The organism is Rhizobium sp. A37_96 (assembly GCF_053521765.1).
This window is the reverse complement of the sequence record NZ_JBNWDS010000059.1, coordinates 1-576: the sequence shown is the minus strand read 5'-3', so window position 1 is coordinate 576 and position 576 is coordinate 1. Positions and strand designations below refer to the sequence as shown.

The following is a 576-nucleotide window of genomic DNA, read 5'->3' as shown; positions in this document are numbered from 1 at the left end:
GACCAGGCCGCCGCCCAGCGCGACCGCGCCGCCGCCGCCGTCCAGCAGGCCGAGCTCAATCTGTCCTATACGAACATCGTCGCCGCCGTCGACGGCACGGTCGGCGCCCGCTCGATCCGCGTCGGCCAGTACGTCACCTCGGGCACGCAGCTGATGGCGGTCGTCCCCCTGCATTCGGTCTATGTCGTCGCCAACTTCAAGGAGACGCAGCTGACCTATGTGCGCCCCGGCCAGTCGGTCGAGATCAAGGTCGACAGCTTCCCGGACGTCGCCATCAAGGGCCATGTCGACAGCGTCTCGCCGGCAAGCGGCCTGGAGTTCTCGCTGCTGCCCCCGGACAACGCCACGGGCAACTTCACCAAGATCGTCCAACGCATCCCGGTCAAGATCGTCATCGACGACGAGCACCTGGCGGGCCTGCTGCGCTCGGGCATGTCCGTCGAGCCCGAAGTCGACACCAAGGCCTTCCAGACCTCGGCCTCGACCGCCGACGCCGAAGGGTCATCCGGCCACGCCGGCTGATCCCGCCCGTCTTCGTCGGGCATCCCCTCAACATCGTCGTGAGATTATTTCGGC

General features: G+C 67.4%; 1 protein-coding gene. It reads left to right on the top strand.

Annotated features, from left to right (window positions below):
- Nucleotides 1-522 (top strand): HlyD family secretion protein (locus tag ACQZ6J_RS33915; RefSeq protein WP_449087243.1); only part of this gene is annotated, 522 nt, incomplete at its 5' end.
- Nucleotides 523-576 lie beyond the last annotated feature (54 nt).